At 63.6% G+C, this 25,890-nt stretch carries 20 protein-coding genes and 1 pseudogene; 16 read left to right on the top strand and 5 right to left on the bottom strand.

From position 1 onward, the window contains the following. Window positions 1-3 precede the first annotated feature (3 nt). From DL891_RS02100 to DL891_RS02090, 3 genes are all read right to left on the bottom strand, one after another. Window positions 4-1,686, bottom strand: a complete 1,683-nt coding sequence (locus DL891_RS02100; protein WP_111718836.1) for an MDR family MFS transporter — start codon at window positions 1,684-1,686, stop codon at window positions 4-6. Window positions 1,687-2,093: 407 nt separating this feature from the next. Beyond that, the gene (locus DL891_RS02095; protein WP_111718726.1) at window positions 2,094-2,708 is read right to left on the bottom strand and encodes a YqaJ viral recombinase family protein; all 615 of its coding nucleotides are present in this window, start codon (window positions 2,706-2,708) and stop codon (window positions 2,094-2,096) included. Window positions 2,709-2,741: 33 nt separating this feature from the next. Further along, window positions 2,742-3,929, bottom strand: coding sequence for an ROK family transcriptional regulator (locus tag DL891_RS02090; protein ID WP_111718725.1), 1,188 nt, complete (start codon window positions 3,927-3,929; stop codon window positions 2,742-2,744). Between the two features lie 117 nt (window positions 3,930-4,046). On the opposite strand from DL891_RS02090, the gene DL891_RS02085 reads away from it, so the two are divergent. The 10 genes from DL891_RS02085 to DL891_RS02040 all read left to right on the top strand — a co-directional run bounded on the left by DL891_RS02085 (window position 4,047) and on the right by DL891_RS02040 (window position 16,095). Continuing rightward, window positions 4,047-5,183: a Gfo/Idh/MocA family protein gene (locus DL891_RS02085; protein WP_111718724.1), complete on the top strand. Its 1,137-nt coding sequence runs from the start codon at window positions 4,047-4,049 to the stop codon at window positions 5,181-5,183. Then, the gene (locus DL891_RS02080; RefSeq protein WP_111718723.1) at window positions 5,180-6,760 is read left to right on the top strand and encodes a sugar ABC transporter ATP-binding protein; all 1,581 of its coding nucleotides are present in this window, start codon (window positions 5,180-5,182) and stop codon (window positions 6,758-6,760) included. The genes DL891_RS02085 and DL891_RS02080 overlap by 4 nt, the downstream gene beginning before the upstream one ends. Next, the gene (locus DL891_RS02075; protein WP_111718722.1) at window positions 6,757-7,830 is read left to right on the top strand and encodes an ABC transporter permease; all 1,074 of its coding nucleotides are present in this window, start codon (window positions 6,757-6,759) and stop codon (window positions 7,828-7,830) included. The genes DL891_RS02080 and DL891_RS02075 overlap by 4 nt, the downstream gene beginning before the upstream one ends. Then, window positions 7,814-8,938 carry an ABC transporter permease gene (locus DL891_RS02070; protein ID WP_111718721.1) on the top strand — a complete coding sequence of 375 codons (1,125 nt, stop codon included), beginning with the start codon at window positions 7,814-7,816 and terminating at the stop codon, window positions 8,936-8,938. Before DL891_RS02075 ends, DL891_RS02070 begins: the two co-directional genes overlap by 17 nt. Then, on the top strand, window positions 8,938-10,167 hold the full coding sequence (locus DL891_RS02065; RefSeq protein ID WP_232818962.1) for a substrate-binding domain-containing protein: 1,230 nt from the start codon (window positions 8,938-8,940) through the stop codon (window positions 10,165-10,167). Before DL891_RS02070 ends, DL891_RS02065 begins: the two co-directional genes overlap by 1 nt. Before the next feature lie 118 nt (window positions 10,168-10,285). Beyond that, the gene (locus DL891_RS02060; protein WP_111718720.1) at window positions 10,286-11,152 is read left to right on the top strand and encodes a sugar phosphate isomerase/epimerase; all 867 of its coding nucleotides are present in this window, start codon (window positions 10,286-10,288) and stop codon (window positions 11,150-11,152) included. Window position 11,153: 1 nt separating this feature from the next. Next, on the top strand, window positions 11,154-12,188 hold the full coding sequence (locus DL891_RS02055; RefSeq protein WP_198668734.1) for a sugar phosphate isomerase/epimerase: 1,035 nt from the start codon (window positions 11,154-11,156) through the stop codon (window positions 12,186-12,188). Between the two features lie 277 nt (window positions 12,189-12,465). Then, on the top strand, window positions 12,466-13,806 hold the full coding sequence (locus DL891_RS02050; RefSeq protein ID WP_111718719.1) for an ABC transporter substrate-binding protein: 1,341 nt from the start codon (window positions 12,466-12,468) through the stop codon (window positions 13,804-13,806). A 43-nt stretch (window positions 13,807-13,849) separates the two neighbouring features. Next, window positions 13,850-15,217, top strand: a complete 1,368-nt coding sequence (locus DL891_RS02045; RefSeq protein WP_111718718.1) for a carbohydrate ABC transporter permease — start codon at window positions 13,850-13,852, stop codon at window positions 15,215-15,217. Continuing rightward, window positions 15,214-16,095 carry a carbohydrate ABC transporter permease gene (locus tag DL891_RS02040; protein ID WP_111718717.1) on the top strand — a complete coding sequence of 294 codons (882 nt, stop codon included), beginning with the start codon at window positions 15,214-15,216 and terminating at the stop codon, window positions 16,093-16,095. Before DL891_RS02045 ends, DL891_RS02040 begins: the two co-directional genes overlap by 4 nt. Before the next feature lie 196 nt (window positions 16,096-16,291). Here DL891_RS02040 and DL891_RS02035 read toward each other — a convergent pair whose 3' ends face one another. Next, entirely contained in the window at window positions 16,292-16,822 is a 531-nt protein-coding gene (locus DL891_RS02035) for a nitroreductase family deazaflavin-dependent oxidoreductase (RefSeq protein ID WP_111718716.1), read from the bottom strand. Between the two features lie 339 nt (window positions 16,823-17,161). Here DL891_RS02035 and rplJ point away from each other — a divergent pair, with 339 nt between their 5' ends. The 4 genes from rplJ (at window position 17,162) to DL891_RS02015 (ending at window position 21,726) form a co-directional block, all read left to right on the top strand. Then, complete coding sequence (gene rplJ, locus DL891_RS02030; protein ID WP_111718715.1) at window positions 17,162-17,677, top strand: 50S ribosomal protein L10; 516 nt, start codon at window positions 17,162-17,164, stop codon at window positions 17,675-17,677. Between the two features lie 99 nt (window positions 17,678-17,776). Beyond that, window positions 17,777-18,160: a 50S ribosomal protein L7/L12 gene (gene rplL, locus DL891_RS02025; RefSeq protein WP_111718714.1), complete on the top strand. Its 384-nt coding sequence runs from the start codon at window positions 17,777-17,779 to the stop codon at window positions 18,158-18,160. 268 nt (window positions 18,161-18,428) lie between these two features. Next, on the top strand, window positions 18,429-19,808 hold the full coding sequence (locus DL891_RS02020) for an ABC transporter substrate-binding protein (protein ID WP_111718713.1): 1,380 nt from the start codon (window positions 18,429-18,431) through the stop codon (window positions 19,806-19,808). A 52-nt stretch (window positions 19,809-19,860) separates the two neighbouring features. Continuing rightward, window positions 19,861-21,726 carry an ABC transporter ATP-binding protein gene (locus DL891_RS02015; protein WP_111718712.1) on the top strand — a complete coding sequence of 622 codons (1,866 nt, stop codon included), beginning with the start codon at window positions 19,861-19,863 and terminating at the stop codon, window positions 21,724-21,726. A 5-nt stretch (window positions 21,727-21,731) separates the two neighbouring features. Here DL891_RS02015 and DL891_RS02010 read toward each other — a convergent pair. Beyond that, window positions 21,732-22,970, bottom strand: a pseudogene (locus tag DL891_RS02010) (Nramp family divalent metal transporter); the annotation flags it as partial. Window positions 22,971-23,145: 175 nt separating this feature from the next. Here DL891_RS02010 and DL891_RS02005 point away from each other — a divergent pair. Beyond that, on the top strand, window positions 23,146-24,609 hold the full coding sequence (locus DL891_RS02005) for an MFS transporter (RefSeq protein ID WP_232818961.1): 1,464 nt from the start codon (window positions 23,146-23,148) through the stop codon (window positions 24,607-24,609). Between the two features lie 97 nt (window positions 24,610-24,706). Next, window positions 24,707-25,843 carry a glycerate kinase gene (locus DL891_RS02000; protein WP_111718709.1) on the top strand — a complete coding sequence of 379 codons (1,137 nt, stop codon included), beginning with the start codon at window positions 24,707-24,709 and terminating at the stop codon, window positions 25,841-25,843. Window positions 25,844-25,890 lie beyond the last annotated feature (47 nt).

Genomic DNA, 25,890 nt, shown 5'->3' with positions numbered 1-25,890 from the left:
GCCTCACCGGGATTCTCGTTGGGCCGGCCCCGCCGCCATCGGCTCGAGGTCGTCGCGCTCCTGAAACTCTGATTCGTCGGGCGTCACGGCACTACCGCTACTGACCACACCGGCGACTTCAGCCGTGGTTGTCGATACCTGAGCAGCCTGCTCGGCGAGTTTCTCGACCGCGGTCTTGGTGCTGAGCGGTTTGTTGGGCAGAAAGATCACGGCGATCAATGTGACGATCGCCAATGGTGCGGCCACCTGGAAGATGCCGCCGACGGCTTGCCCGTATATCGACTCGACGATCACACGCACACTGGCTGGCAACTCGTGCACGTTGGGCAATGTGCCGTTCGCCAGCGCCTGGCCGATCGCCTTGCCCGGCTTGCCGAGAGCGACGAGGGCGGCCTTGAGCTCTGCGGAGCGCTGGAGCATCATGCTCGCGACCGAGGTGCCGAGAACAGCGCCCATCACGGAGACGCCGACAGTGCCGCCGAGCGAACGGAAGAAGGTGACCGATGAGGTGGCGACGCCGAGCAGTTTCGGGGCGATAGTGTTCTGCACGATCAGCACGAGGTTCTGCATCAGCATTCCGACCCCGGCACCCAGCAGGAACATGTAAAGGGAGACGAGCACATAGTTGGTGTCGTACTCGAGGGTGCCCATCAGGTACATGCCAGCGATCATCAGCAGCGAGCCGGTCACGAGCCAGCCCTTCCACTTGCCGTATCTGCTCACCAGTTGCCCGATGACCGTTGAAGCGATCAGCATGCCCCCGATCATCGGCAACGTGAGCAGGCCGGATTCCGTGGGGGTGGCCCCGCGGGCCAATTGCATGTACTGGCTGAGGAACACGCTGGTGCCGAACATGGCCACGCCGACAGAGATGCTGGCGATCACCGCGAGGGTGAACGTGCGGTTCGTGAACAGCGACAGCGGAATGATCGGGTTCTTCACATTCAGTTCCACGATTACAAAGGCGACCAGCAGGGCGACGGCGGATCCGATCATGATCCACGAAGTTGCGGACAGCCATTCGAACTGGGTGCCCGCCATGGTGACCCAGATCAGTGCCAAGGAGACACCGCCGGCCAACAGGATAGCGCCGAAGTAGTCGATCACCACTTTGCCTGCGGGCAGCTTGGGCAGGTGCAGCGTCTTCTGGAGCAGCACGATTGCCACAATCGCAAACGGAACGGCCACGAAGAAGTTCCACCGCCAGCCGATCGAGTCGGTAATGAGGCCGCCGACCAATGGGCCGCCAATGGTGCCGAGCGCCATGACGGCACCGAACAGACCCATGTAGCGGCCGCGCTCCCGGGGGCTGATGATGTCGGCCATGATGATCTGACTCAGTGCCGCGAGGCCGCCGGCACCCAGCCCCTGCAGCACCCGGAAGATGATGAGTGTGTTGGTGTCCTGAGAGAAACCGGCCAGGGCCGAACCGAGCACGAAGATGCCCAGTGAGAGTTGAATGAGAAGTTTGCGGCTGAACAGGTCGGCGAACTTGCCCCAGAGCGGCGTGCTCACGGCGGTGGCGAGCAGGGTGGAGGTGACCACCCAGGTGAAGGCTGCCTGGTTGCCGCCGAGGTCGCCGATGATGCGGGGCATCGATGTGGAGACGACGGTACCGGCGAGGATCGACACGAACATGCCGAGCAGCAAGCCTGAGAGCGCCTCGAGAACCTGGCGTTTGGACATCTTCGGGGCGGATCCTTCGGCGGCAGCGGCGGCGGCGGCGGCGGTGACGTCGAGGGGGGCCGCGTCGGTCGATGGAATGGGTGATGCGGTCATCTAATGAGACTCCAGAAGTCAGTGGTGGCGGCGGATGGGATCCGGCACATGCAGAGCGCACGATCGCCACATGGTTGAACTTGATCAACTATAGGGATCTAGTTGACTCTTGTCAACCAGTTTACGATAGGCCGCTGGTGCTTGGGGAGCGCCGGTGACCAGGGCCGCGCTGTTCATCGGCCGTCACCCAATCGGCCAGCGCTGCCTCCGGTTTGCCGCCAGCGTGCGGCGGCACAAGCCGCTGAGGCCTCTCAAAGAGGGAGAAGGGACTCGAAGCGGAAGTGGCGAGAGCGAAGAGGATGCGAAGTGCGCAATCAGCGGGCGGTGAGCTGCGCGAGCAGATTGATGAGCTGATTGGCTCGCCCGAGCAACTGGTGGATCTCATTGTCATCGCGATCGACCCAGCGGTAGCGCGGCTCGGCGCCGACCGGTACGAAGTCGCGGTGCTCCTCCCAGACGACCAGGGTGCGTTCGGCGCCCAGCACGTACTGCTGCCACCACACCTGGCGGAGATAGCCGCGGGGGATCGAACGCCACGGCTTGCTCGTGGTCTTGATCTCTGACAGCACCAAGCTGCCGTCGGCGGCGACCTGCAGCCCATCGGGGGTGGCGAGGTGACGCTTCTCCCGTTCCGCGTGGAACAGTGTCTCGCTCGGCAGGATCCCGTGTTCGCGCCGCACCCATTCCGCGATCACCGGTTCGCGCGCGGTGCCGTGGTCGGTGTATGCGTTGCCGCGAAAGGAGGAGCCGTACAGTTTGTCGTCGGCCACCGACTGCATCGCCCTGGCCGAACTGAGGCGAGCCACGTCCGTGGCTGTGATGCCCCTGCTCCTGGCCTGTAGCCACGCCACCCGATCCGACGAGTCGGCGACGGCCCGCAAGAGGTGCGGATGCCTCGTCACCGTGCTCGTTGCGGGCAAAACTGTCATTCCTCTATTGTCTATACTTCCCGCGGTGACCGTTCACGCACTCGCCATGGAGGCGATACTCTCCGGTGAAAGGGCGTGGTGGATGGCCAGCATGCTGGCACCGATCACCCCTGCGTTCTCCGCTGCCGCGGACTGCACGATTGCCAGGTGCTCGGTGGCCAGCGGCATGGCGCGGGAATAGACCACCTCGCGCACCCCCGCGATCAGGTGCTCACCGGCCTGGGCCATCCCGCCTCCGATCGCGATCACCGACGGGTTGATCAGACTCACGCAGGCAGTGAGAACTTCACCGATATCGCGCCCTGCCTGGCGCACCGCCTGGATCGCATCGACGTTGCCACGCTTCACCAACTCCACGACGTCCTGGCCGGTTTGAGCGTCGATTCCCTCCGCGCGCAACTGCCGGGCGATCGCGGGGCCCGATGCCAGGGCCTCAAGACAGCCACGATTGCCGCAATGGCAGGGGATCCCGGCACCGCGGGGAATCTGCACGTGACCGATGTCGCCGGCTACTCCCTGGGCGCCTCGCTGCAGCAATGCGCCAGAGATCACTCCGGACCCGATCCCTGTGGCCACTTTGACGAAGATCAGGTGTTCCGTGTCTGGCCACGCGAAGGCGCGCTCACCGAGAGCCATGATGTTCACGTCGTTGTCGACGAGCACGGGCACGGCGAGGTGCTGCTGCACCCATCCGGGCACATCGAACCGATCCCAGCCCGGCATGATCGGCGGGTTGATCGGCTGCCCCGTCCCGTGCTGCACAGGGCCGGGCAACCCCATTCCTATGGCGACCAGTTCGGTCGCGTCACGATTGATCTGAGCCAGCAGGTCATGTGTCGTTTCGACCAGCCAACCGAGCACGACATCGGGCCCGTCGCCGATGTTCAGTGGTTCCCGGTGCTTGATCAGGTTGGCGCCGGTGAGGTCGGTGATCGCGATCGTCGCATGTGATGCGCCAAAATCGGCAGCGACGACGACGCGCGCAGTCGGGTTGAGCGCGAACTGCGACGAAGGCCGACCGCCGGTGGAAACGGCGTCATCGACCGGGGTGATCAGCCGGAGCCTCATCAACTCGTCGACTCGGAGCGCGATGGTCGAGCGGGCCAACCCGGTGAGCTTCGCAAGTTCGGCGCGGGTGTGCGGTTGGCCGTCGCGGAGCAATTGGAAGAGCTCGCTCGCCCCGGAGGTGCCTAAAGCGGATCCCCGACTGATGTCCTGCATGCAACGAGTAAAGCACACAACACTTCCACAACCCGAATAGCGGTAACTTGATCACAAGCTGGTAACTTTTGCATGGCCCTCGACATAAGTCGTTCAAGTCGTGGGACACTTTCACCCATGACAGCGCACGTCACTTCCGCCCGACCCGCACTTCGGGCGGGCATCCTCGGAGGCGGTTTCATGGCCGAGGTCCACAGTCGTGCCGCGCGAGCGTCGGGCGCCACCTTGTACGGCGGCGCATCTTCGAGTGCGGATTCAAGTCGCCGTGCTGCCGAACAACTGGGATTCGAGCGCTGGTATGCCAACGCCGATGATCTTTTGGCCGACGACGCGATCGATGTCGTGCATATCTGCACTCCAAACAGCACCCACGCCCACCTGGCGCTGAAGGCGATCGAGCGTGGCAAGCACGTGATCTGCGAGAAGCCCCTCGCGACCTCCGCCGCCGATGCACGCCGGCTCACCGACGCCGCCGACCTGGCTGGACTGACCGCAACCGTGCCATTCGTCTACCGCTATCATCCGATGGTGCGTGAAGCACGGGCACGCATGGCTTCGGGCGAAGTGGGCACCTTGCTCAGCATCCACGGAAGCTACCTGCAGGACTGGCTTCTCGAACCAACCGATGACAACTGGCGCGTTGACCGGACGCTGGGGGGCCCGTCGCGAGCATTCGCCGATATCGGATCACATCTGGTCGACCTGGTCGAGTTCGTCACCGGGGATCGGATCGCCACGGTCAACGCCACAACGCGAACCGTTTTCAGCCAGCGCAGCCAGAATCGCAATATCGCCACCGAAGACCTCGTGGCCGTCGTGGTCAAGACAGCCGGAGGTGCGGTCGGTACCCTCTTGATCTCCCAGGTGGCGCCGGGGCGCAAGAACGCATTGGTGTTGGAGATCGCTGGCGACCGCCAGAGCATCCGCTTCGATCAGGAGCAACCAGAAATCCTATGGATCGGCCAGCGCTCGGGCTCGATGCAACTCCTGCGTGACGGCGACCGACTGGATGCGACTGCTGCACGCATTTCACCCCTCCCCGCGGGGCATCCGCTCGGCTACCAGGACGCTTTCAACGCCTTCGTCGCCGACAGCTACGTCGCCATCGCCGGCGACGCTCCGGATGGCCTGCCGGTCTTCGCCGACGGGCTGCGACAGGCGCAGATCACCGAAGGTGTGCTGCGCTCGGCAATCGACGGCACCTGGGAAGACGTGTCCGTCGCTGCACTAGCGCAGGAAGCTGCATTGTCATGACAGTGAACGACGATGTGCAGCCGATCCTCGTGGCCACCGACCTGTCGAAGAGTTTCTTTGGGGTGACGGTGCTGACCGGGGCAAGCCTGTCGTTGTATCCGGGGCGCGTGCATGGATTGGTCGGCGAGAACGGGGCAGGCAAGTCCACCTTGATGAAGATCCTGGCCGGTGTATACGAACGTGACTCCGGCACCGTCGTATTCAACGGCAAAGAGGTCGAATACAGCCATCCCGCGCAGGCGATGCACGACGGCCTCGCCACAGTGTTCCAGGAGTTCAACCTGCTGCCCGACCGCAGCGTCGCGCAGAACGTGTACCTCGGTCGGGAGCTGCGCACTCGTGGTTTCGTCGACAACACGAAGATGGCCGAATCGACCAAGCAATTGCTCAGCGAGTTGGGTATCGACTTCATCGATCCGAAAGCACGTGTGGGGTCACTCAGCGTGGCCGAACAACAGATCGTGGAGATCGTGAAGGCGCTGTCGCTGAATGCGCGTGTGATCTCTATGGATGAGCCCACCGCAGCGCTCGCCGAGCACGAGGTCTCGCTGCTGTACTCCATTATCGAGAAGCTCACCGCGCGAGGCGTCGCCATTCTCTATGTCTCTCACCGGCTCAGAGAGGTCTTCGACCTGTGTGACCAGATCACGGTGCTCAAAGACGGGGCGCTGGTCTCGAGCTCGTCGGCATCGGCACTCACCACCGATGAGTTGGTGCGGCGCATGGTCGGCCGGTCGATCTCCACCTATTTCCCGGGCAAGGTGGAAGGCACTGAGCGTGGCTCCCGCCGCCTGAGGGTGCAGGGCGGCGCGAACGCCTGGGTGAACGACATCAACCTCGAGGTGCGGGCGGGTGAGATCGTCGGGGTGGCCGGCCTTCAGGGCAGCGGGCGCACCGAGATGGTTGAAGCGCTCTTCGGTATCAGCACTTTCGACTCTGGCCGGATCGAGATCGACGGAGCCCAGGTGCGGATTCGCAAACCGCGGCAGGCGGTGCGAGCGGGAATAGCCATGATCACAGAGGACCGCAAGGCACAGGGCCTCGCGTTGAACCAGTCGGTCCTCGACAACGTGCTGCTGGTCATCCGCGGCGTGTTCCCTCGCCGCACGAAGGGAATCCGGCGGCGGGCCCCCGGCATCCTCTCTTCCCTCGAACTCTCTTCGCGCGGTCTCGGCCAGGAAGTGCAATTCCTCTCCGGAGGCAACCAGCAGAAAGTGGTTCTGGCGAAATGGTTGGCGACGAACCCACGGGTGGTACTCCTCGATGAACCAACGAGGGGAATTGATGTCGGCGCCAAGATCGCGGTCTACCAACTCATGCGTGACCTCGCCAAGCAGTCAGTCGCCATCCTCATGATCTCTTCTGAACTTCCCGAAGTCATCGGAATGTCTGACCGGATCCTGGTGATGAATGACGGCCTCATCGCCGCTGAGCTCCCGGCTGGCACCACAGAGGAGACCATTCTCGCCGCGGCCACCGGCAACCTCGATTCCCTCGTGGGGGCTTCCGGGAACCAAGCAGACCCCCGGCTCGTCGGCTCGTCTGATCCGGTGGCCATCGGAGGTGAGACCTCATGAGCGCTCTCGCCCCGAAGGCCAGGCGCCGGTTCGGCACCACAGCGATCGTCTACATCGCCTTACTGGCAGTCATGATCGTCGGAGCCGTGCTCGTGAATACAGCGGGACGAAACTTCTTGAGCCCGGGCAATATCCGGGACATCCTCACGGGAATGAGTGTTCTCGGTTTCGTGGCGATCGGGCAGACGCTGGTCATCCTGTGCGCTTCACTCGACCTCTCCGTTCCCTATGTGGTGAGCCTGTCGAGCCTCCTCGGAGCGACCATCATGGCGGGGAACCCGGCGAACATTATTCCGGCTGTGCTTGTCACCCTCACGGTGGCCGCCGGGATCGGACTGCTGATCGGCCTGACCGTCACGAAGCTGCGGGTGAACGGGTTCATCGCCACGCTCGGAGCCGGCCTGATCATCAAGGGATACCTCGATACCCAGTACAAGGGCACAGCGGGAAGCATGCCGTGGGAGTTCCAGTTGATCGGCGCCACGGGCGTGGGGCCGGTGCCGGTCTCCACCATCATCATGCTCGCCGCCGCGCTGCTGGTCGCACTGTTCCTTTCGAAGACCCGCACCGGGAACCACATGTTCGCCGTCGGCGGCAACGAGCAGGTGTCCCGGTTTTCTGGGATCCGCACCTCCAGGCCCACCGTCGTCGCGCACATGCTCTGTTCGGTGATGGCGGCCATGGCCGGGTTGTTGTTGGCATCCCGGCTCGGTGTGGGCAGCCCGACTGTGGGAACCCAGGGCGGCTATGACCTTCTCTCGATCGCCGCCGTCGTTCTCGGTGGGACGCTGCTTCTGGGCGGTCGCGGATCGATCTGGGGCACGATCGGCGGAGTCGCGATCTTCGCTGTGATGGACAACGTGATGAGCGTCATCCAGCTGAACCCGTTCCTCAAAGACGTGGTGCGCGGCGTGATCATCGTCGCCGCTGTCGCTGTCTACACCGGCCGGGCCATCGAGTCCCGCCGGCCCCGCTTCGGCCGGGACTCGCAGTCATCGATGTACCCGTCCGTAGACCTCCAGCTGGCGATGGATCAGGAGAAGGAGCGTGATCATGAGCCGACAAGCTGATGCGCAACTCTCCGGCAGCCAACGGATCAGCCGCGCGCTGCTCACGTTGATCAGCCCGCGAGGAGCCGTCTTCCTACTGCTGATCGTGTTGCTGCTGGCGATCACTGCACTCAACCCGAGCTTCGCCGAGCCGGGCCAGTTCATACGATTCATCCAACGGGTAGCACCGATCGCCATTGTCGCGATCGGCCAGTATTTCGTGATCGTCGCCGGAGAATTCGACCTGTCGATGGGGTCCCTGGTGACCGCGCAAGTTGTCATCGCCGGCAACCTGATCGGGCAGGATGACAGCCGAAGCATTCCGGTGCTGATCGGAATGCTGGTCTTCGGCGCTCTGGTCGGTCTCGTGAATGGCCTGGTCACGAGCCTTCTGCGGGTGCCGAGCTTCATCGTCACCCTGGGCATGATGCTTGCACTGCTCGGTGGGGTGTTGTATTGGACTGGCGGCGCGGCTACCGGCAACCCGGCCGACGGGTTCCGTGAGATCGGGCGCGGTGGCATCCGCAATGTTCCGGTTCTCGACATCATTCCGTGGGCGGTGCTCGTTCTCGCCGCTGTGCTGGCGGCGGCGATCTGGTTCACCAAAACTCCATTCGGTCGGTCGATCATCGCCGTGGGCGACAATGAGACCACAGCCCGGTTCGCGGGTATCCGCGTGTGGTGGGTGAAGACCAGCACGTTCATCCTCTCCTCCTTGTCAGCCACGATCGCCGGCGTTCTGCTGGTTGGCTATGCCGGAGTGCATCCGAAGGTCGGCCAGGGGTACGAGTTCATCGCCATCACGGCGGTAGTGCTCGGTGGAGTCGTGCTCGGCGGTGGCCGCGGCTGGGTGGTGGCGGCGGCCGCCGGTGCGTTCGCGTTGGAAGCTCTGTTCACTCTGCTCAACTTCGCCGGCGTCGCCTCCACCTGGCGTGACGGGATCCAGGGCGTCATCATCATCGCCGCGGTCGCGTACTCCGCGGCAGTCTTCCGAGGTCGGCGTAAATCTCCATCCGTGACTTCACCCATCTCGGGGAAGGAGCCGGAACCATTCGCGGAACCGGCTCATTCAGCACCACAATCCCGCCCTAACGAGGGCAACCACTCAACACAAAAGGAGGTTCAGTGATGCAACGCAAGAAGATGCTCGTATTCGCGGCCATGGTGAGCGCTGCGGCGCTCGTCGGTCTGGCCGGCTGTACGACCGACCCCGCAGTGACACCACCGAGCGACGCAGCGACCACGCCAGCGGAGTCGCAAGGTCCCGAGGCATCGTCGAACGAATGGTTCGATGCCGCGCTCTACCAGAAGCAGTACGACGAACGGGGCGTCACGCCGGAAGGACCGGCCGACCAGCCGTACCTTCAGCACATCAACGCCGAGATGATCGACACCGCCGCGTACAAGGCGGACGGTGCCAAGAAGGCCTGCTTCGCCAACGCCTCGATCTCGAACCCGTGGCGCCAGACCGGCTGGATCACGATGAACCAGCAACTGAAGGTGCTGCAGGATTCCGGAGCCATCAGTTCGATGGAGACCCGCGACGCGCAGGACAGCGATGACACCCAGATCGCCGACATCGACTACTTCATCAACGAGGGCGACTGCGACATCTTCTTGATCTCGCCGAACAGCACCGCGGCAATGACCCCGGCCGTCGAACGCGCCTGCGCCACCGACAAGCCCGTGGTCGTGTTCGACCGCGGCGTGCAGACCGACTGCCCGGTCACGTTCATTCACCCCATCGGTGGATTCGCGTGGGGGATCGATACCGCCGAGTACCTGATCGACAATCTGAAGGCTGGAGACAAGGTCGTCGCGTTGCGCATCCTGCCTGGGGTTGACGTTCTGGAGCAGCGCTGGGCCGCGGCCGACAAGCTGTTCCAGGAAGCCGGAATCGACGCGACCGACTACTTCACCGGCGCGGACCCGGCCGAGATCAAGAAGATCATCTCGGACGAGTTGGCCAAGGGCGACGTGCAGGGTGTCTGGATGGACGCCGGCGACGGCGCCGTCGCCGCCATCGAGGCGTTCGAAGACGCCGGCAAGCCGTATCCAGTGATGACAGGTGAGGACGAGATGAGCTTCTTGCGCAAGTGGAAGGACACAGGCCTCACCGGGCTCGCCCCGGTGTACTCCAACTTCCAGTGGCGCACGCCGCTGCTTGCCGCGCAGAAGATCTTCGCCGGTGAGCAGATTCCGAAGGAATGGGTGCTCCCGCAGAGCCCCATCACGGTGGATGAACTCGACGACTACCTCGCTCGCAACTCCGGGATGCCTGACGGTCACTACGCCAAGTTCGGCGGCGAGAACCTGCCCGGCTACCCCGAGGTCTGGGAGAAGCGGATGATCCCCTAGCCGATTGGCAGGCAGTGCAGCAGTGATTGAGGCGGTTGGGCCGCTCGAACCGAGCAGCCCAACCGCCGCTGTGGCATATTGTCTGATCAAGGGGCAAATTTGAGGTTCTAGGAGCGACGTGAAACGAAAACTCGGTGTCAACACATGGGTGTGGGCCGCGGAGCTCGATGATGACAGCCTCGAAACAGCCGTGCGCAGGGTGGCGGGCATGGGGTTCACGGCCGTCGAGCTCCCCGTGGAGAATCCCGGCGCCTGGAGTGTTCCACGTGCCCGTGATCTGCTCGGCGAGCTCGGTCTTGAGCCATTCGTCGTCGGTGCAATGTCTGCAGGGCGCAACCTGGTGGAGGCGTCAGACCCGGAGATCTCAGCCACGCAGACCTATCTGACCGAGTGCGTCGATATCGCCGCGGCGCTCGGTGCCCGAATCGTGGCGGGACCGTTCTATGCGGCAACAGGGCGCTGCTGGCGGATGACCGAGGTCGAGCGCCGGGCGACATATGCCCAATTGGTCGACTCGCTCACGCCTGTGACCAGGCATGCCGAATCGGTCGGAGTGAGGTTGGCCATTGAGCCGCTGAACCGTTACGAGACCAGCCTGATGAACACGGTGGAGCAAGCGCTCGATGCCCTCGCCCCACTTTTCGGCCCCGGCCTCGGGCTCGCCCTCGACAGTTACCACTTGAACATCGAGGAGAAGAGCATCACCGACGCGATTGTTCTGGGCGGTGAACATGTGGCCCACGTCCAGGTGTGTGGCAACGACCGTGGGGCAGTGGGCGACGATCATATCGACTGGCCCGGATTTCTCGACGCGCTCGATGGCATCGGATATTCGGGCCCACTCAATCTTGAGAGTTTCACCGCAGAAAACGAGACAATCGCCGTCGCGGCATCCATCTGGAGGCCTTTGGCGGCCAGCCCCGACGATCTTGCCAGGCGCAGTCTGGAATATCTCACTCGGTTGCAGGCTGAAAGGTATGGCTGAAATGACGGTTCCAGAAACCACGGCTTCCTCCACCCGTCCGGTGACCTTATTCACTGGGCAGTGGGCGGACCTGCCGCTGGACGAGGTTGCCCGGCTGGCCAGCGGGTGGGGCTATGACGGGCTGGAGATCGCGTGCTCCGGTGATCACCTCGACGTCTGGCGGGCAGCCGAGGACGACGAGTACCTTCAATCGAAGCTTGATACGCTCGACCGCCACGGCCTTCAGGTCTGGGCAATCTCCAACCATCTCAAGGGCCAAGCCGTCTGCGACGATCCGATTGACTTCAGGCATCAAGCGATTGTGGGTTCCCGGGTCTGGGGCGATGGAGACCCGGAAGGCGTGCGTGGCCGGGCCGCAGAGGAGATGAAGCTCACAGCCCGGGTCGCCCGCCGGCTGGGGGTCGATACCGTCGTCGGCTTCACCGGTTCCAGTATCTGGCCGTACGTGGCGATGTTCCCGCCGGTGGATGCGTCGGTGATCGAGGCCGGGTACCAGGACTTCGCCGACCGCTGGAACCCCATCATGGATGTCTTCGACGAAGAGGGAGTACGGTTCGCGCTCGAGGTGCACCCGTCAGAGATTGCTTATGACCACTGGACGACGGTGCGCACGTTGGAGGCCATCGGTCATCGTTCCGCTTTCGGGCTGAATTGGGACCCGAGTCACATGGCGTGGCAGGGTATCGACACGGTGGGCTTCATCACAGATTTTGCCGACCGTATCTACCACGTCGATTGCAAGGACACGCGCCTGAGGCCGAACACCGGTCGAGCGGGCATCCTGGGGTCCCATCTGCCGTGGGGCGACCCGAGGCGCGGCTGGGACTTCGTCTCGACCGGCCACGGCGACGTGCCATGGGAGGACGCGTTCCGGGCGCTCACTGCGATCGGTTACGATGGCCCGATTTCCGTCGAATGGGAAGATGCCGGGATGGATCGCCTGCACGGGGCGAAGGAGGCGCTGGCGTACGTTCGATCCTTGCTGTGGCCGCAGCCGACCGCGTCCTTCGACGCGGCGTTCAGTCAGCGGGATTAACGTGGAGCAATGCCGGACGAAGGTGACGATTGGGTAACGATCAGGGTTTTTTGGGGTGTTCTGCCCCATCGCCCATTGGCGATCGTTGATAACGAATTTAGCGTGAGGGCATGCGTCCGAGTGGTCGACCGTTCCTGACGTTCACCAGGTGTAAGGCAACGATCGGTGCCCGGGTGCAGAGGAACTCATGACCAACGGGGAGTTGCCCGACGACTCCGCTGAGGTGAAGAACGGGAGACGCCCGCTCGTGTGAGTCCAGCTGACGAGGAGGGTTCCCATGAAGTCCACCTACCGCCGACAAGTGCTGATCGCAACGGCAGTCACCGGCGCATTCGCAATGGCGCTCGCCGGATGTTCCAGCGGTTCGACGCCTGCGCCAAGTTCCGCGGGGAGCAGCGCGCCCGCATCCGCGGCCCCACCTGACCTGAGCGGCGTCACATTGAACGTTGCCGCTGACTGGTCCGGAGCTGAACAGACCAACTTCGAGGCGGTGCTGAAACAGTTCACCGCCGAGACCGGCGCGACAGTCAATTACACCAGTTATGGCAGCAATGTCGCCACGACGTTGAACACCAAGATCACCGGTGGGGATCCACCCGATGTGGCGGTCATCCCGCAACCAGGACTGCTGGACTCCCTGGCCAAAGCGGGCAGCCTGATCGAGTTGTCGCCAGAAACCCTGGCGTCGGTTCAGGCGAACTATTCGAAGGACTGGGTCGACCTCGGTTCTGTCGATGGCAAGGCTTACGGCGTGTGGTTCAAGGGTTCGAATAAATCAACCGTTTGGTACAACACGAATGTCTATACCAATGCTGGAGCCACCGAGCCGAAGACCTGGGATGATTTCACCGCGCAATTGAAAAAGGTTGCCGACTCCGGTGTCTACGGGTTGTCCATCGGGGCCGACGTGGGGTGGCCGTTGACCGACTGGTTCGAGAACGTTTTCCTTCGTTCGGCCGGCGCCGATGACTATGACGCACTCACCGCGCACACCATGGCGTGGACGGATCCGAAGGTGATCGACGCACTCACCCAGTTGGGCACGTTGTGGGGTGACAAGACGATTGTGCAGCCTGGCGGCGCCCAGCGCACCTTTGGCGACTCGGTGACCGAGGTCTTCGGCTCCCCAGCAAAGGCGGGCACTGTCTATGAGGGCGACTTCGTGGCGGGCAACATCACGTCACAGACGAAGTCGGTTGTGGGTACTGATGCGAAGTTCTATGACTTCCCGTCGGTGAACAACTCCGGGCCCGCGGTTGTGGGTGGCGGCAATGCGGCGATCCAGCTCAAGGACAACAAGGGAGCGGCCGCGTTGATGACCTACCTGGCCTCACCTGAAGCTGCCACCATCTGGGTGAAGCTCGGCGGTTTCACTTCGCCGAACAAGCTCGTGGATATGTCGGCCTACCCGGATGACACGTCGAAGCAGATCGCTGAGTCCCTGATCAACGCGGAGACCTTCCGCTTCGACATGTCCGACCAGGCGCCCAGCGCGTTCGGCGGAACGCCCGGGGCCGGCGAGTGGAAGATCCTCCTCGACTTCTACAGCAACCCGACGGATGTGCAGGGCACGGCGCAAGCGCTAGAGAAGGCTGCTGTTGAGGCCTACGGAAAGTGAATGACGGGGGAGACCCGGTGGCCGGGTAACAGGAGACGACCGCATGTCCACCAGTCATACGGTTCGGGTGACCCCGCGTGGTGGGGAGAGCGCAAAGCGCCCTCCCCACCACGCACCCGGTCGTCGAAGGCTGATAACCGCGCTCATCTTCATGGCACCGGCACTGGTGTTGCTGGGGGTGCTGGTCGCCTACCCAGTCGTCTATTCGTTGTGGCGCTCGATGTTCGATGCCAGCGGTGTCAACTTCATCGGCGGCCAGAACTACGTCACCATGTTCACCGACCCGGCAACCTTCATCTCGATTCGCAACAACATCATCTGGGTGATCGTCGCACCGGTCACGTGCACGGTGCTCGGCCTGATCTTCGCCGTGTTGATGAACCGCATCAAATGGGCGACCGCGTTCAAACTGATCGTCTTCATGCCGATGGCCATCTCCATGGTCGCCTCGGGCGTGATCTTTCGCACCCTGTTTCAGGAGGATCCCAACCTTGGCGCGGTGAACGCCGGGCTGGTGGCAGTTCATGACGCCTTCTCTCCCGGCGCCTCCTACCCCGGTGCGCGTCCCGGTTCGGACTCCACCTTGACTGTCGCATCCGACGGCGAGATCCAAAGCCAGGCCACGGTGGCGGTGGGGTCGGTGCAGAACTTCCCTCTGGTCGGGTTGCAGACCAGCACATTGCCGGGCACTGCAAAGCCCGCAGTGGCCGCTGAAACGCCGGCTGCCAACCAGATAACCGGCACCGTCTGGTTGGACTTCGTGCCCGGTGGCGGCGGCACACCGGGCACCATCGGGGACGGCAAGATGGGGTTGCCCGGGGTGACGGTGGAGGTCGTCGACACTCACGGCGCTGTCGTCGCATCCGCAGTGGCTGCGGATGATGGGACCTACACGATCAACTCTCCGACCTCGAGCGGGAGCTACATCGTGACCCTGCCGGCGTCGAACTTCAGCCAGGGCTATTCGGGGATCTCGTGGCTGGGGCCGACGCTGGTGACCGCGGTGATCATCCTTTCCTACGTCTGGATCTGGGCCGGTTTCTCGATGGTGATGATCGCATCCGGGCTCTCAGCCATGGATATCTCCCTGCAGGAGGCTGCCCGGGTGGACGGTGCGAACGAGTGGCAGGTGTTCCGGCGCATCACGGCGCCGTTGCTGATGCCCGTGCTGATTGTCGTGTTCATAACCCTGATCATCAATGTGCTGAAGATCTTTGATCTGGTCTATGTCATTCCTCCCGGTTCGTCGCTTCCAGACGCGACGGTGATCGCGGTGCAGCTGTGGACGGTTTCTTTCGGCGGCGGCAACGACCAGGGCCTCGGTAGTGCTCTCGCGATCCTGCTCCTGGTACTCGTGCTGCCCTTCATGATCATCAACGTGCGTCGGTTCAAGATGGAGCGGGAACAGTGACCGCGCCGGCCGGGATAGTGACCGCCAAGCGCGGAGCGGCCGGGCGCATCCTGGACTTCTTCGGCCGCGGCGTGGTCAATATCGTTCTGGTGATCGTCGCCGTTTTCTGGCTGGTGCCCTCCATCGGCCTTGCGCTGTCTTCACTGCGCAATTCGGTCGACAACAGCCAGACCGGTTGGTGGACCGTGTTCACCCGACCTGCTCAACTGACTGTCGACAACTACACCAACCTGCTCTCCAACTCCCAGTTCATGGGTTCGTTCGTGAACACGATTGCGATCACCCTGCCCGCAACGGCGGCTGTGGTCATCATCGGTTCGCTCGCCGGTTACGCGTTCGCGTGGATCCGTTTTCCGGGACGGGACTGGCTTCTGGTCGCTGTGATCGTGTTGCTCGCGGTGCCGTTGCAGGTCTCGCTGATTCCCATCGCGAAACTCTACGGCAGCATCGGGCTGTTCGGATCGATCCTCGGGGTGATCATATTCCACACCGCGTATGGTCTGCCGTTCGCCATCTTTCTCCTGCGCAACTTCTTCACCCAGGTGCCGGGGGAGTTGCTGGAGGCGGCCAGGCTGGACGGGGCCAGCGAGTGGCGTATTTTCAGCCGCATCATTCTGCCCCTGGGAATGCCCGCGATCGCCTCCCTCGCGATCTTCCAGTTTCTTTGGGTCTGGAACGACATGCTTGTCGCCCTGATCTTCACCAACGCCACCAGTCAGCCGATCACGGTCGCCATTCAGAGCCAGTTGCGGCAGTTCGGCGCGAACATAGACATCCTCTCAGCGGGGGCGTTTCTGTCGATGATCATCCCGTTGATCGTGTTCTTCGCCTTCCAGCGCTATTTCGTCTCAGCGCTGTTGGCCGGTTCCACCAAGTAGTGGGTACCGAAATGACGGCTCTCGTAGACTTGTGGTTCGTCGACGCACGTAGCCCGCGCTAACGACTAGCGACATAACGCCACAGGGGGCCCCGAAAGTAGTCGTCTCGGAGCTACCTCGTTTCGTCAGAGCGGCGACTGCTGGTCGCCCACGCCAGACGTAGAGCGCAGCGATGCGGTGCCTGAGGTGAAAAAGACTACGAGACCTGGGACGGCGTGCTGCTGGGGGGCAATTCGCCACAATCGCCAAAAGGCTCGAGCCGGAACAGCCGCACGGTGCGCCCTGATTCTCGTTCGTACGAGCGGTACCCCGGCCACTGTTTTTCGATCCGTCGCCACATCGATTCGCGTTCTTCCTTGGTCAACAGGGTCGCACGAACTTGCTGGCGATGCCCCCGCACGGTGATTGCGGCGTTCGGATTGGCCATGAGGTTGTAGCTCCAGGCAGGATGTTTCTCACGCGCGAAGCTGGTCGCGGCCACTATGGCGTTACCGGCGCCATCTGGCGTATACATCAATGAGGTATCGCGTTCGATACCGGTGCGCGCCCCGATCGAGTGGAGCACCAGAGAGGGCACGAGCAGACCGCTCACCTGGAGCCGCCCACCACTGACCAGCCTCAGTCCCCGCTCCAGAGGAGGAAGGGCCACAGGGGCGATGCGACGAAAAGGCCGCGTACGGGTCAGGGGCGCAATGGCGTGGCGCACGCTGCGCACGATGAAGGACATGTGCCCATTCTGCTGCGCGCCGACAGGCTTTTCCGCCAATGATCGCGCGAGCCCCTCAGACGGCGGCCATCTCTCCGATGCCACGAGTTGCGCGAGCAGCCTCGCATCACGTAACCTGATCTGAGCCAAAGACCGCTGGTCGTGGATGTTCCGCATGGAGTATCCGCCGAAGTTTCGCGTAAGCGAGGCCCGCGCAGGTGTTGAAGTGATGAGATCCGCGCTTGTGAGTGCGGTCAGACTGCTCCGGCCCTTGCGTCGGAGCTTTTTTATTGCGTGAAGACCACGGGCCCCGGCTGCACGTCGCATCCGCGACGCGCGCACATCTATTCAAGGAGCGCCATGGCGAACAAGGAAGCCGCGGTAGCCGAACTCAAAGGTCACTTTGAGAACTCGACTGCCGTACTGCTGACCGAGTACCGCGGACTCACTGTTGCCCAGTTGAACGAACTGCGCACGAGCATCAGTGCCGACGCAACCTACGCCGTGGTAAAGAACACGCTGACCAAGATCGCGGCCAACCAGGCCGGAATCTCATCGTTCGACGACGAGCTCGTCGGGCCTTCTGGAATCGCTTTCGTCCACGGTGACCCCGTCACCGTGGCCAAGTCGATGCGTGACTTTGCCAAGGCAAATCCTCTGCTTGTGATCAAGGGTGGTTACTTCGACGGTAACCCCCTGACCGCAGAAGAGGTCACCAAGCTCGCCGATCTCGAAACCCGGGAGGTGCTGCTGGCCAAGCTGGCCGGCGCCTTCAAGGCGTCGTTGTTCGGTGCCGCATACCTGTTCAACGCCCCGCTGTCGAAGGCGGTTCGCACCGTCGACGCGTTGCGTGAGAAGCAGGAATCCGCGCAGTAGCACAGAGCATTAGCACACTGCTACGAGCTGTCTCGAAACTGAGACACATACGTCATACCCCAAGCGACACCACGCATTACATTCACGAGGAGAAACATCATGGCAAAGCTGTCAAACGACGAGCTTATTGAAGCATTCAAGGAACTGACGCTCATCGAGCTCAACGACTTCGTCAAGAAGTTCGAAGAGGTCTTCGAGGTCACCGCTGCGGCCCCCGTCGCCGCTGCCGCTGTGGGTGGCGGAGCCGCCCCGGCCGAGGAAGTGGAAGAGAAGGACTCCTTCGACGTCATCCTCGAGGCTGCCGGCGAGAAGAAGATCCAGGTCATCAAGGAGGTTCGTGCGCTGACCAGCCTCGGACTGGGCGAGGCGAAGGCTGTCGTCGACGGCGCGCCGAAGGCCGTCCTCGAGGGCGCCAACAAGGAGACCGCCGAGAAGGCCAAGGCTCAGCTCGAGGCCGCCGGCGCAACGGTTACCCTCAAGTAACACTCGATTCACCAACCGCGAGAAATCGTGGGCAGGCGCCGTCTCACCACAATCGGTGAGGCGGCGTCTCTTCGTGGCGAAACCCTCCCGTCCGAGCCGGAAGACCACGATGGACGATGGGTGATCGCACGTAAAATGACACTAGGGTTGGGGGCGTTTACGCGCTGGTGAACAACGCTCATGATGACTAACGTGAGCTCAGGGGACTGCCCGGCGGCTTCGCCCAGCAGAGAATACGGCGTCACGTCACGCCACGAGGGGAAATCGGATGCATAAAGGAGCGCGCCACGGCGCCGTACTCGCGGGTGCAGCACTGGCGCTCGCCGGTCTGGTACTCAGCGGCTGCTCCACCTCGTCGGAACAGGCGACCACGTCTGAGAGTGCGGTGCCCAAAGTGGACTGCAGCGAACTCGGCGACTACGGAACATTCGACTCCGGTACCAGGGTGACCATCCGCGGTGCCGTGCTCGGTCTGGAAGCGGAGTTGCTCAACGTGTCGTTCGATCAGTTCGAGGCCTGTACCGGGATCAATGTCGACTACATCGGCAGCAAGGACTTCGCGACCGGAATCCTGGTCCAGGCACAGGAGGAGAACGCACCCGACCTCGCGATCTTCCCCCAGCCCTCACTGGTCACTTCAATGGCGAATGCGGCGTTTCTGGTGCCCGCACCCTCTAAAGCAGTGGAGAACGTTTCCAATTCGTGGGACGAGTACTGGAGCGATTTCGGGACGGTCGATGGGAAGTCATTCGGCACGCCACTCACGTCGACGGTGAAGGGTTACATCTGGTATTCCCCGGCCGAGTTCGAGGCCCATGGCTACGAGGTTCCCCAGACCATGGACGAGTTGCTCACCCTGTCACAGACCATCGCAGAGGCGGGCCGAAACAAGCCGTGGTGTGACGGGTTCGTCTCCAACGATGCCAGTGGGTGGCCGGGAACCGACTGGTTGGAAGATGTGCTGCTGAGGCAGGCCGGTGCCTCCGTGTACGACAAGTGGGTGAGTCACGAGCTCCCCTTCAACGCCCTGCCGGTGGAGCGTGCGCTCGACTCCGTGGGGGAGATCCTGAAGAACCCAGATTTCGTGAATGGTGGCTTCGACGGGGTCAAGTCAATCGCAACCACCGAGTTTGCCGGAGCCGGGCTTCCGATTCTTGACGGTCAGTGCTCGCTCTACCACCAGGCTTCCTTCTACGAGGGCTTCTGGGACACCGGAGGAGATGCTGATGTGACGATTGCGCCGGACGGCGATGTTTGGGCATTCCTGATGCCGGGCACCACCGCAAAGTCCGCTCCGTTCATCGTCGGCGGTGACCTGGTCGCCTCCTTCAACGATGACGCGGCCACCCAATCAGTGCACACCTACCTCACCAGCGTGCATTGGGCGTCGACCAGGGTGAAACTCGGTGGAGTCGTCTCGGCCAACCGCGGGGTCGACCCGGCCCTGGCCTCCAGCGACATTCTGTCCGACAGCATGAGACTTCTCCAGAACCCTTCGGCCACTATCCGGTTCGACGGCTCCGACCTGATGCCCACCTCGGTGGGCAGTGGTTCGTTCTGGGCGGGAATGATGGATTGGATCAACGGGGAGTCGACCGCTGACACTCTGACCGCGATCGATCAGAGCTGGCCCAAGGGCGGCGGCTGATCCACAGGCCACCACCAGGCGGATGGTTCGGACTATCGCATAAAGTTCAGACATGACTTCCATGCGCGGCTCGGGGCGCCTCTCCGACAGGGATGCACGGGCGCAACGTGAGCTGAACGCCAGTGCCCCGAAGGTGCCCCACCTTCTGGCTCGTATCGGCGCGTTGTTCAAACCACACAGGCTGAAGCTCGCACTGACCGGCATTATCGTCCTCGTCGGCGCGGGCCTCAGCGTTCTGCCGCCGCTGCTGACCCAGCAGGCGTTTGACGAAGGCCTCTTTCCGTCCGGCGGCTCACCCGATCTGGAGCGGTTGATCCAGATCGTGTTACTGATGGTCATCATCTGGGTTGTCTCGGCGGTGTTGGGTGTCGGGCAGACCTACCTCACCGCATCTGTCGGCAACACGGTGATGGGCCAGTTGCGGGTGCGACTGTTCACCCACCTGCAACACATGGAACTCGCATTCTTCACCAGCACCAAGACCGGTGTCATCCAGTCTCGTCTGGCCAACGACGTCGGCGGTGTTGCCAGTGTGCTCACGAACACGGTGTCCAGCGTTCTCGGCAACACCGTGACCGTCATCGCCGCACTCGTGGCGATGCTCCTGCTCAGCCCACAGCTCACACTGGTTGCCGTCATTCTGATGCCCTTCCTGGTGATCGCCCAACGCCGGGTCGGCCAGGTGCGAGCACGGATCGCCACGAAGACCCAGGAGTCGCTGTCGGACATGACGGCGATCACCCAGGAGACGTTGAGCGTGTCGGGCATTCTCCTGGCCAAAAGCTTCAACCGACAGCGGGGCGAGATCGACCGCTATAGCGCCGAGAACCGCAACCAGATCCGGTTGCAGGTGAGCCAGCAGATGAGCGGCCAGTGGTTCTTCGGGCTGGTCACCATCTTCATGTCGGTGATTCCGGCAATCGTGTATGTCGTCGCCGGCTACCTGATCGTCGGCGGTGCAGACGTGACGATGGGGACGATTGTCGCGTTCACCACCGTGCAGGCCCGGCTCATGTTTCCTCTGATCGGACTGATGCGGGTGGCACTGGACTTGCAGACGTCGGGCGCGTTGTTCGCCCGAATCTTTCAATACCTCGACCTCGTTCCGGCCATCACCGACGCCCCTCATGCGCGGGAGGTTTCTGCGTCCCCGGCTCTTGGCAGGGTCGAGTTCGACCGGGTGACGTTCGCGTATCCGGATGCCGACGGGCAGTCCGCTCCAGCACTGCATGATGTCTCACTGGTGATCGAACCCGGGCAGTTCGTGGCGTTCGTCGGTGCCTCCGGGGCGGGTAAGACGACGGTGTCCTACCTGATCCCCCGGTTTTACGATGTACGCGAGGGGCGGGTCCTGTTCGCCGGAGAGGACGTGCGTGACCTGCGACACGAGTCGCTGTTGTCCCACATCGGAATTGTGAGCCAGGAGACCTACCTGTTTCACGCGAGCATTCGCGACAATCTGCTCTATGCGAAGCCCGAGGCGTCGATGGCCGAGGTGGAGGAGGCGACTCGTGCGGCGAACATCCACGAGACGATCGCATCGTTCCCGGCCGGCTACGACACGCTGGTGGGCGAACGCGGCTACCGACTGTCCGGTGGGGAGAAGCAACGGATCGCGATTGCACGCGTGCTGTTGAAAGACCCGGAGGTGCTGATCCTCGACGAGGCGACCAGTGCCCTCGACTCGGTCTCGGAACGGGTGGTGCAGCGGGCGCTCGAGGTGGCCAGCAGCGGGCGAACCACCATAGCGATTGCGCACCGCCTGTCGACCGTGGTCGAAGCCGATGTGATCTTCGTGGTGCACGCCGGGCGGGTGGTGGAGAGCGGCACTCACCGCGAGCTTATTGCCGCCGGTGGCCGCTACTTCGAGTTGTACTCGGAACAGGCCCGCGTCGCGGGGACAGTTGACCAGACGTGACCCGGTCAGGTACCCGTGAAGATCAACACGAGCAGGGCGACGTTGAGCGCGATCAGGAAGACGGCGGCCAGCGTCGCCAGTGCGGTCGTGTACCAGCGATTGACCGACCCGCCCAGTAGCGCGCTGTTGGAGGTCAGGAAGACCAGGGGGATGAGGGCGAAGGGGATGCCGAAACTCAGAATCACCTGGCTGAGCACCAGGGACCACGTCGGGTCGAGCCCGGCGCCCAGGATAACCAGTGCGGGGATCAGCACGATCAACCGGCGGGTGATGAGTGAAATCTGCACTTTGACCAAGCCGTGCATGATGTCGGCTCCGGCATAGGCTCCAACCGCGGTTGAGGCGAGCCCCGAGATGAGCAGTGCCACCGCGAACAGGGTTGCGATCACCGGGCCCAATGCTGCACCTATGGCAGCGTAGGCGCCCTCAAGGCTGTCAGTGCCCTCGATTCCGGGCAGGACGGTCGCCGCGAGCAAGAGCATGCCGAGGTTCACCGTGCCGGCGATCAGCAGCGCGACGGTCACATCCACTCTGGTCGCCAGCAGCACCCGCGGAATCCGCACAGCAGGCACCTTTCCAAACCGATCGCGGGTGAGCGCTGAGTGCGCGTAGATCGCGTGCGGCATGACGGTGGCACCGAGGATCGACGCTGCAAGCAGCACCGAGCCCGCACCGTCGAAGCTGGGGATGAGGCCGGCCGCGGTTTGGGCGGCATCCGGCGGTTCGACGAAGAGCCCCGCAGTGAAACCGATCGCCATGATGATCAACATGGTCGCGATGACGCGTTCGAACGATTTGGCGCCGCGACTACTGTGCACGCTGAGCACCACGACCGAGACGGCACCGGTGATCACCCCGCCCCAGAACAGCGGAATGCCGAAGAGGAGGTAAAGGGCCACCGCCCCACCGATCACCTCGGCTATATCGGTGGCCATGGCCACCACTTCTGCCTGTAGCCAGTAGGCGCGGCGTGCCCACCGGTGGCGAATGCGCGTACCGAGAATTTCCGACAGGCTCTCGCCCGTGACGAGACCGAGCTTTGCGGAAAGGTACTGGATCAGCCAGGCCATCAGGTTCGCGATCACCACCACCCAGACCAGGAGGTAGCCGAACTGGGCACCGGCGGTCATGTTGCTGGCGACGTTCCCCGGGTCGAGATAGGCGACGCCGGCGACCATTGCCGGGCCGAGCAGTGGCAGGAGCTTTCCGCGCACGGGGGTGCGGGCGGCTGTACTCACTGGTGCACCCCTGTTTCGCTTGTGACCGGTGGATGTGTGTGGGCTGTTTTCAGGATACTGCGAGGGTCACCCCGTCACGGTGAAGCGTTCCCGGGGGAGTGTGCGTGGCTGAGTTCGCGGGATCGCATCGGGCGGGTCGCTGGGGGTGTTCCCCCAGCGACCAGCAATTAGAGTCAATAGCGTGTTGCACGATCCCGGCCCGGTTGAAGAGACTCCCCTCGCGGGATCTGTCGCGCCAGCTGATCGGATGCCCGCATCGACGGGCGCCGAAGGCATCTTCTCCGGCCCCTTCCGGTGGGTGACCATCGGCATGTGCATGCTGATTCTTCTGGCGGCGTTCGAGTCTCTCGCGGTCACAACCGTGATGCCCGCGATCAGCGCCGACCTGGACGGGGCGCACCTGTACGCGCTCGCGTTCGGCGGTCCGCTCGCCGTCGGCGTGGTCGGGATGGTCGTCGCCGGCAACTGGGCTGACCGGTACAGCCCGAAGTCTGCGCTGTACCTCTCGTGCGTGCTCTTCGCCCTCGGCCTCGTGATCGCCGGAACGTCGGTGACCATGGAGGTCTTCGTCGCCGGTCGTCTCGTTCACGGTTTCGGCGGTGGTGGAGCGATTGTCTCCCTCTATGTGATCGTCGCACGGCTATATCCGGCGCGTCTGCAGCCCAAGATCTTCGCCGGCTTCGCGGCTGCCTGGGTGGTGCCGTCGCTGATCGGTCCCTTCATCGCGGGGCTCGTCGCCGAGCAGCTCAGTTGGCACTGGGTGTTCCTCGGGGTGATCGGCCTGATCGTGCCCGCGTTCGTGATGGTCATCCCGGCGCTGCGCAGCGTTCGCTTGGGCTCTGAGACCGCCGAACGCGTGCCCTGGCGGGTGGGCCCGATCCTGTGGTCGCTGTTGACCGCGGTCGCCGTGATGGGGCTGAACCTCGCGACCGAGGTCTCCGGCTGGCTGGCCTGGGTGCTGCCTGCGCTCGCCTTCGTCGTCACGCTCGTCGCCCTGCGACCGTTGCTTCCGGCGGGGGCCCTGCGAGCAGTACGCGGGCTGCCCTCCGTCGTGCTGATGCGGGGAATGATCGGCACCGCATTCTTCGGGGCCGAGGTCTACCTGCCCTACCTCCTGATCGACGAGTACGGCTTGGACGCGTCGATCGCCGGTCTCGCTCTGTCTGCCGGCGGCGTCTTCTGGGCCGCCGGATCCTGGTTTCAGGGACGCACGGCCGACCGGTGGGAGGCGTTGGCCCACCTGCGGTTGGGCACCGGCATGCTGGTCATCGCGCTCGCGGTGACACTCGCCATGACCGTCTGGATGCTCCCCCCAGTCATCGCGTTCTTCGCGTGGGCAGCGGCAGGGTTCGGGATGGGAATGATGCTCCCGCGGCTGTCGGTCCTGACCTTTGCATTGTCCAGCCGCCAGGCACAGGGGTTCAACTCTGCGGCGCTCACCATCGCCGACTCGATGGGCGCGGCGATCGCACTGGCCCTGTCGGCGTTCATCTTCACCGGGCTTGCTCCGCTGGGAGCGGTCTGGTCGTTCGCCGGTTGCTTCGCGTTGGCATTGGCGGTGGGCATCGTCGCGGCCGTGCTGGCCCCGCGTATCATGGCCAGCGGCACAGAACCTGCTGTCGAATCTGCCGGTCTGGCCTCCTGATGGAATGAAGGGTGTACGGGCCACATCACGCTTGGGGTGCCAGGCAGTCTGTGACAGGGCGATAGCTGTAGGGACTCGACGCTGTCATGCTGGAGATATGACTGACTTCGACCAGCCGTGCACCATTGTGATTGCCCCGGATTCATTCAAGGGCACCGCGGGCGCCGCCGACGCGGCACGGGCGATTGCGGCCGGCTGGGCATCTGTTCGACCGGCCGACAGGCTGCACCTGGCACCTATGGCCGACGGTGGTGAGGGCACACTTGATGCGTTCGAGACTGCCGTGCGGGGTGCGACGCGGATGCCCATCACTGTGCGCGGGCCCGATGATGGGCCGGTTGACACTCACTGGTTGCAGTTGCCCGACGGCACGGCCGTCGTCGAATTGGCCAACACCAGCGGCATCACACTCATCGACGAGTTGGACCCGCTCGGCGCGCATTCGCTTGGCTTCGGTCAGGCGATTGCGGCGGCGCTGCAGGCTGGGGCGCACCGCCTACTTCTGGCGATCGGCGGGAGCGCGTCGACTGACGGCGGGGTCGGCACGTTGGTGGCCCTCGGTGCAGAGTTCACCGACGAGGACGACCGGCCGATCAGACTGGGCAACATCGGCCTCGGTACCGTGTCGACGATCGACAGCACCCGGCTCCGGCCCGTGCCGCCTGGCGGTGCTCAGATTCTGAGCGACGTGACCAATCCTCTGCTGGGCGTAGCTGGTGCGGCAGCCGTATTCGGGCCGCAGAAGGGTGCGACCACTCGCCAAGTGGCCCGCCTCGACTCCAACCTGCGCCGGCTGGCCCGGCTGGTGCGGACCAGCCGGTTCGGTCACGTCGACCCCGACGCTCCTGGTGCCGGTGCCGCGGGTGGCGTCGGCTTCGGGCTGCTTGCGTGGGGAGCGACCATGTCGCCGGGTGCGGGCACGGTGGGGGAGGCCCTCGGGGTGCCGCAGGCGGTGGCTGGGGCCCAACTGGTGATCACCGGGGAGGGCCGATTCGATGCGCAGTCGGCGGCCGGCAAGGTGCCCGGCTACGTCGCCGGGGTGGCGGCCGCGGTCGGGGTGCCGATACTTCTGGTTGCGGGCAGTATCGACACCGACCCGACGGGGTTCGCCGATTGCCGGTCGCTTGCCCAGTTGGCCGGTGGTGCCGATGCTGCCATGGCTGACCCCTTGGTCTGGCTGGAGATCGCTGGGGCGCGGCTCGCGGAAACGGTCGGCAGCCCCGCCTGGACGTGATGCGCGCGTACATCTTGGCGGCTGGGAAAGCAGCAGCCTGACCAACG

Source organism: Homoserinimonas sp. OAct 916, from assembly GCF_003260275.1.
GTDB lineage: Bacteria > Actinomycetota > Actinomycetes > Actinomycetales > Microbacteriaceae > OACT-916.
This window is presented reverse-complemented; position numbering and strand designations above follow the sequence as displayed.

Excerpts from the sequence above, each read along its gene's own strand:
- DL891_RS02100 (WP_111718836.1), bottom strand. The coding sequence starts at position 1,686 with ATGTCCAAACGCCAGGTTCTCGAGGCGCTCTCAGGCTTGCTGCTCGGC.
- DL891_RS02095 (WP_111718726.1), bottom strand. The coding sequence starts at position 2,708 with ATGACAGTTTTGCCCGCAACGAGCACGGTGACGAGGCATCCGCACCTC.
- DL891_RS02090 (WP_111718725.1), bottom strand. The coding sequence starts at position 3,929 with ATGCAGGACATCAGTCGGGGATCCGCTTTAGGCACCTCCGGGGCGAGC.
- DL891_RS02085 (WP_111718724.1), top strand. The coding sequence starts at position 4,047 with ATGACAGCGCACGTCACTTCCGCCCGACCCGCACTTCGGGCGGGCATC.
- DL891_RS02080 (WP_111718723.1), top strand. The coding sequence starts at position 5,180 with ATGACAGTGAACGACGATGTGCAGCCGATCCTCGTGGCCACCGACCTG.
- DL891_RS02075 (WP_111718722.1), top strand. The coding sequence starts at position 6,757 with ATGAGCGCTCTCGCCCCGAAGGCCAGGCGCCGGTTCGGCACCACAGCG.
- DL891_RS02070 (WP_111718721.1), top strand. The coding sequence starts at position 7,814 with ATGAGCCGACAAGCTGATGCGCAACTCTCCGGCAGCCAACGGATCAGC.
- DL891_RS02065 (WP_232818962.1), top strand. The coding sequence starts at position 8,938 with ATGCAACGCAAGAAGATGCTCGTATTCGCGGCCATGGTGAGCGCTGCG.
- DL891_RS02055 (WP_198668734.1), top strand. The coding sequence starts at position 11,154 with ATGACGGTTCCAGAAACCACGGCTTCCTCCACCCGTCCGGTGACCTTA.
- DL891_RS02050 (WP_111718719.1), top strand. The coding sequence starts at position 12,466 with ATGAAGTCCACCTACCGCCGACAAGTGCTGATCGCAACGGCAGTCACC.
- DL891_RS02045 (WP_111718718.1), top strand. The coding sequence starts at position 13,850 with ATGTCCACCAGTCATACGGTTCGGGTGACCCCGCGTGGTGGGGAGAGC.
- DL891_RS02035 (WP_111718716.1), bottom strand. The coding sequence starts at position 16,822 with ATGTCCTTCATCGTGCGCAGCGTGCGCCACGCCATTGCGCCCCTGACC.
- rplJ (WP_111718715.1), top strand. The coding sequence starts at position 17,162 with ATGGCGAACAAGGAAGCCGCGGTAGCCGAACTCAAAGGTCACTTTGAG.
- rplL (WP_111718714.1), top strand. The coding sequence starts at position 17,777 with ATGGCAAAGCTGTCAAACGACGAGCTTATTGAAGCATTCAAGGAACTG.
- DL891_RS02020 (WP_111718713.1), top strand. The coding sequence starts at position 18,429 with ATGCATAAAGGAGCGCGCCACGGCGCCGTACTCGCGGGTGCAGCACTG.
- DL891_RS02015 (WP_111718712.1), top strand. The coding sequence starts at position 19,861 with ATGACTTCCATGCGCGGCTCGGGGCGCCTCTCCGACAGGGATGCACGG.
- DL891_RS02000 (WP_111718709.1), top strand. The coding sequence starts at position 24,707 with ATGACTGACTTCGACCAGCCGTGCACCATTGTGATTGCCCCGGATTCA.